General features: G+C 62.3%; 7 protein-coding genes. 1 reads left to right on the top strand and 6 read right to left on the bottom strand.

Annotated features, from left to right (window positions below; genetic code table 11):
• The 5 genes from JWR89_RS13295 to ccoN all read right to left on the bottom strand — a co-directional run.
• A partial coding sequence (locus tag JWR89_RS13295; protein ID WP_299716874.1) for a 4Fe-4S binding protein occupies positions 1 to 541 on the bottom strand: 541 nt, incomplete at its 3' end.
• Positions 542 to 633: 92 nt separating this feature from the next.
• Entirely contained in the window at positions 634 to 1,509 is an 876-nt protein-coding gene (gene ccoP, locus JWR89_RS13290; RefSeq protein WP_299716872.1) for a cytochrome-c oxidase, cbb3-type subunit III, read from the bottom strand.
• Positions 1,510 to 1,516: 7 nt separating this feature from the next.
• Positions 1,517 to 1,681 (bottom strand): cbb3-type cytochrome c oxidase subunit 3, encoded by a 165-nt coding sequence (locus JWR89_RS13285; RefSeq protein ID WP_299716870.1) that lies wholly within the window; start codon positions 1,679 to 1,681, stop codon positions 1,517 to 1,519.
• 10 nt (positions 1,682 to 1,691) lie between these two features.
• Positions 1,692 to 2,426, bottom strand: a complete 735-nt coding sequence (ccoO, locus tag JWR89_RS13280) for a cytochrome-c oxidase, cbb3-type subunit II (RefSeq protein WP_299716868.1) — start codon at positions 2,424 to 2,426, stop codon at positions 1,692 to 1,694.
• Between the two features lie 11 nt (positions 2,427 to 2,437).
• Positions 2,438 to 4,069, bottom strand: a complete 1,632-nt coding sequence (ccoN, locus tag JWR89_RS13275; protein WP_299716877.1) for a cytochrome-c oxidase, cbb3-type subunit I — start codon at positions 4,067 to 4,069, stop codon at positions 2,438 to 2,440.
• A 240-nt stretch (positions 4,070 to 4,309) separates the two neighbouring features.
• Between ccoN and JWR89_RS13270 the strand changes: the two genes are divergently transcribed.
• Positions 4,310 to 4,591, top strand: coding sequence for a cytochrome c (locus JWR89_RS13270; protein ID WP_299716875.1), 282 nt, complete (start codon positions 4,310 to 4,312; stop codon positions 4,589 to 4,591).
• A 28-nt stretch (positions 4,592 to 4,619) separates the two neighbouring features.
• Here JWR89_RS13270 and JWR89_RS13265 read toward each other — a convergent pair.
• Positions 4,620 to 4,939, bottom strand: a 320-nt coding sequence (locus JWR89_RS13265; protein ID WP_299716866.1) for an ABC-type transport auxiliary lipoprotein family protein, incomplete at its 5' end; no start/stop codon positions are given.

The following is a 4,939-nucleotide window of genomic DNA, read 5'->3' as shown; positions in this document are numbered from 1 at the left end:
ACAGCACCCAGGCGCCGCCGGTCCACCAGGCGATCATCAGCCATATCGAATGCTTGAGCAGGATTTCGGCAAAGCGCTGCAGCTTCATGCTGCCCTTGTCCGCGTCCTTCTTCATGCGCTCGCGGCGATCACCCTCGATCAGGCGCTCCACGGCGTAGAACAGGTCGGTCCACACCGTCTGCGGACACAGATAGCCGCACCAGATCCGGCCGCCCACCGCGTTCATCAAGAACAGCGTCAATGCCGCCACGATCAGCAAGCCGGTGAAGTAGTAGACTTCCTGCGGCCACAGCTCGATGAAAAAGAAATAGAACCGGCTGTTGGGCAGATCGACCAGCACCGCCTGGTCCGGCGCGCCGAGGCCGCGGTTCCACCGCACGAACGGCAGCAAGTAATAGACGCCGAGGCAGAACGCCATCAGCTGCCATTTGATGCGGCGGAAGGTGCCGGAGACCTGCTGCGGGTAAATCTTCCGGCGCGCGACGTAGAGCGGGCCGACGTCGTCAATCTCGAGATCGGCCGGTGCCACGGGCTTGTTCATGATGGTCATCTCTGGGGTCTGAGATGACCCTAGTCGCGATTTCGGTGGCGCAATTGATCCACCTCAATCACGACCATCCCCGCCGGCAGCGGCTACTGGCCGCCGCCGAGCGAATGCACGTACACCGTCAGCGCCTTGATGGTGGCGGGATCGAGCCGGCCAACCCAGGCCGGCATCACGCCGGTGCGGCCGTTGGTGACGGTCTCGACGATCGTCGCCTCGTCCGACCCGTACAGCCAGATATTGTCGGTCAGGTTGGGCGCGCCCATCTCCGGATTGCCCTTGCCGGCATCGCCGTGACAGGACGCGCAATTGTCGGCGAACAGCTTCTGGCCGGCCTCGGCCTTGTAACCGGCGGCGGTCGGAAGGCCGGCCAGCGAACGGACGAAATTGGCCACGGTGACGATCTCCGGCTTCTTCAGCATACCGTCGCGGCCGAACGCCAGCATGGCGCCTTCGTGAGCGTTCGCATGACCGGAGCGGGCACCGAACTGGATGGTCTTGTGGATCGCCTCGAGCGAGCCGCCCCACAGCCAGTCGTCATCGTTCAGATTGGGAAACCCCTTGGCGCCGGCGCCGCCGCTGCCGTGACATGGCGCGCAGTTGTCGCCGAACACCGTCTTGCCGCGGGCCCGCGCCAGCGCCAGCAGCGCGGGATCTTTTTCGATATCCGCCAGCGGCGCGGCGCCGAGGGTGACCATCTTGTCGCCGCGGATCTTTTCCAGATTGGCGAGTTCGACGGCGACATCGGCGCGTGACGAGTAGTGCGCGACCCCGGTCGTATAGCCCCACAGCAGCGGCCAGGCCGGATAGACGATCCAGTAGCCGACCGCCCAGACGATGCACGCATAGAAGGTGAGCACCCACCAGCGCGGCAGCGGCGTATTCAGTTCCTTGATGCCGTCCCAGGAATGCCCGGTGGTGGTCTTGCCGGTGGCATGGTCGAAGTTGTCGTCATGGTCGGTCATGATGCGATCAATCCTCGCTCAGCGGCAGACGCGCTGCGGCGTCGAAGGTGGACTTGTTGCGGGGCCAGAGCGCATAGGCCACCACGGCAATGAAGATCCCGACGAAGGTGGGCGTCCACAACGTGACGACAATATCCGAAGCGAAGTTTTGAACTGTCAGTATCGCGCGCATGGGTCTCTCCTCAGCGGAGGTTTGCTTTTTCGTTGTAGAGCTTGAAATCGACCAGCGTGCCGAGCATCTGAAGATACGCGACCAGCGCATCCATCTCGGTGGGAATGCCTGCCTTGCCGTCAAAATTGCGCGCCACCGCCTTCGGGTAACGCTTGACGAAAGCATCGGCGTCGGCGCTGTCGGGATCGGCTTGCGCCTTCATGTCGGCGACAGCATTCTTGATCTGGTCGTCCGAATACGGCACGCCGACGGCGCGGCTGGTGCGCAGGTGATCGGAAATCTGATCGAGATTGACCTCGGTCTCGGCCAAGAATTTGTAGCCGGGCATCACCGACTGCGGGACGATGGCGCGCGGATCTTTGAGATGGGTGACATGCCACGCATCGGAATATTTTGCGCCGACCCGCGCCAGGTCTGGCCCGGTGCGCTTGGAGCCCCACTGAAACGGATGGTCGTACATGCTCTCCGCCGCCAGCGAATAGTGCCCGTACCGCTCGACCTCGTCGCGTAGCGGACGGATCATCTGCGAATGGCAGAGATAGCAGCCTTCACGCACATAGACGTTGCGTCCGGTGAGCTCGAGCGGCGTGTACGGCCTGATGCCGTCCACCACCTCGATGGTGCTCTTGAGATAGAACAGCGGCGTGATCTCGACGAGGCCGCCGATGGCGATGACGAGGAGAATGCCCACGATCAGAACGATCGAGTTCTTCTCCATGATTTGGTGACGGCTCCAGAAAGACATCGATGCGTTCCTTACTCGGCCGCTTGCAGGGTGGCGCCGGATGACAGCGGCACCTCGGATTCGGCCTCACCCACGCGCACCGTCATCCACAAATTGAAGGCCATGATCAGCGCGCCGACCAGGAACAGCCCGCCACCGAGCGCGCGGATGATGTAGAAGGGATGCATGGCCTCGACGCTCTCGATGAAGGAATATTCGAGGAAGCCCAACGAGGTGTAGGCGCGCCACATGAGGCCCTGCAGGATGCCGGATACCCACATCGCGGAGATGTAGAGAACGATACCGATCGTCGCGACCCAGAAGTGCCAGTTCACCAGCCGCAGGCTGTACAGCTCCTTGCGCTGCCAGATCCACGGCACCAGGCAATACAGCGCGCCGAAGGAGACGAAGCCGACCCAGCCGAGCGCGCCTGAATGCACGTGGCCGATGGTCCAGTCGGTGTAGTGGCTAAGCGAATTCACCACCTTGATCGACATCAGCGGGCCTTCGAAGGTCGCCATGCCGTAGAACGCCACCGACACCACCAGCATCCGCAGCACCGGATCGGTGCGCAGCTTGTCCCAGGCCCCCGACAGGGTCATAAGGCCGTTGATCATGCCGCCCCAGGACGGCATCCACAGCATGATAGAGAACGTCATGCCCAGCGTCTGCGCCCAGTCCGGCAGCGCCGTGTAGTGCAGATGATGCGGGCCGGCCCAGATGTAAAGAAAGATGATCGCCCAGAAGTGCACGATGGACAGCCGATAGGAATAGACCGGCCGCTCCGCGCGCTTGGGGATGAAGTAGTACATGATGGCGAGGAAACCGGCGGTCAGGAAAAACCCGACGGCGTTGTGGCCGTACCACCACTGGAACATGGCGTCCTGCACGCCGCCCCAGGCGACGTAGGACTTGGAGCCGAATACCGACACCGGCAATGCGGGGTTGTTGCCAAGATGCAGCACCGCGATGGTGACGATGAAAGCGAGATAGAACCAGTTGGCGACGAAGATGTGCGGCTCCTTGCGCTTCACCAGCGTCAGCAGGAACACCAGCAGATAGGTCACCCAGACAATGGTGAGCCACAGATCCGCGTACCATTCCGGTTCGGCATATTCCTTGGATTGGGTGACGCCGAGCAGATAGCCGGTGCCCGCGATCAGGATGAAGAAGTTGTAGCCGAGGACGACGAACCACGGCGCCAGATCGCCGGCCAGCCGCACCCGGCAGGTCTTCTGCACCACGTAGAACGACGTCGCCAGCAGCACGTTGCCACCGAACGCGAATACTACCGCGGAGGTGTGCAGCGGTCGCAGCCGGCCGAAGGTGGTCCAGGGCAGATCGAAATTGAGTGCCGGCCACGCCAGCTGCAGCGCGATCAGCAGCCCGACGGTAAACCCGGCGATGCCCCAGAACATCGCCATGAAGGAAGCGAACTTGATGGGCCCGAAATTGTAGTTGGGTCGCCCATTGATCTCCTGCGGCGGCAACGACGCGCGATCGAAATAGCGATTGAAGATCGCGAACACCGCGGCAAGGCTTGCGAAACCGGCAAGGGTCGCATGAAAGGCGAACGGCGCATCCTCCGCCTTGGCGACCGCGATGATGCACAGGAACACGGCCAAGGTGAAAAGCCCGGCCAGGCCGGACTCGCCGGCGGTCATCCACTTGACGTCGTTGTTTGGCTGCATGTCGGTTTTCCCCAAATCTGTCGCTTTTTGACCACGACCGCGCCATGGGCGACTTGATCGAAATCAAAAATGCGCAAATTCGGGAGTGCCGGCGCCCCGGGGGGCTTGATGCAAATCAAGGCGGCGCAGCGCGGTGCGTGCTAGCTATATGGATTCATGTTGAAGGGCGCTGCCGGAATGACCCGATATTTATTGAATCAGATTGCGGTCGCCATGGTTTTGATGTCGCCGGCTCTGGCGGCCTCGCCTGCCGAGCAGCGCGGCAAGACCTTCGCTTTGAACAACTGCTCAAAATGCCATTCCATCGACCATGTGACGCAGAGCCCGCTGAAAATCGCGCCGCCATTCAGGACGCTACACACGCGCTACCCTATCGAAATGCTCGCCGAAGCACTGGCGGAGGGGATCGTGACCGGTCATCCGACGATGCCGGAATTTCGGCTCGATCCCGACCAGATCAACGACCTGCTGGCTTACCTGAAAACGCTGGAATAGCGCGCGCGTTGCGCCACACGTTACGTGATTACAGCGCTGCCGCCGTCCAAGCAGTGACCTCAGCCGAGATACGTCCGAACACCTCGTTGAAAGCGGCAACGGCTGCCACAGGCTCGAGCTTGTCGAGCTTCTGACGCTGCTCGAACAGATGCGACGCCACGACCTTTCCGTCCTTGTCGAGGATCCGGGCGGAAAGCGCGATTTCGGCTGTCGGTTCGCCCTCCAGCGCGATGTCGAACCGCCGGACGTCGATCAGCAACTGCGCATCCGCCGGCGGCGCGTCCGCCGCGCGCAGCGGCGCGTGGGCGAGGTCGTAGTTCTCGAAGCCCTCGATCAGGCGCGCCTGCA

It is taken from the genome of Tardiphaga sp. (genome assembly GCF_028290785.1).
Classification (GTDB): domain Bacteria; phylum Pseudomonadota; class Alphaproteobacteria; order Rhizobiales; family Xanthobacteraceae; genus Tardiphaga.
This window is presented reverse-complemented; position numbering and strand designations above follow the sequence as displayed.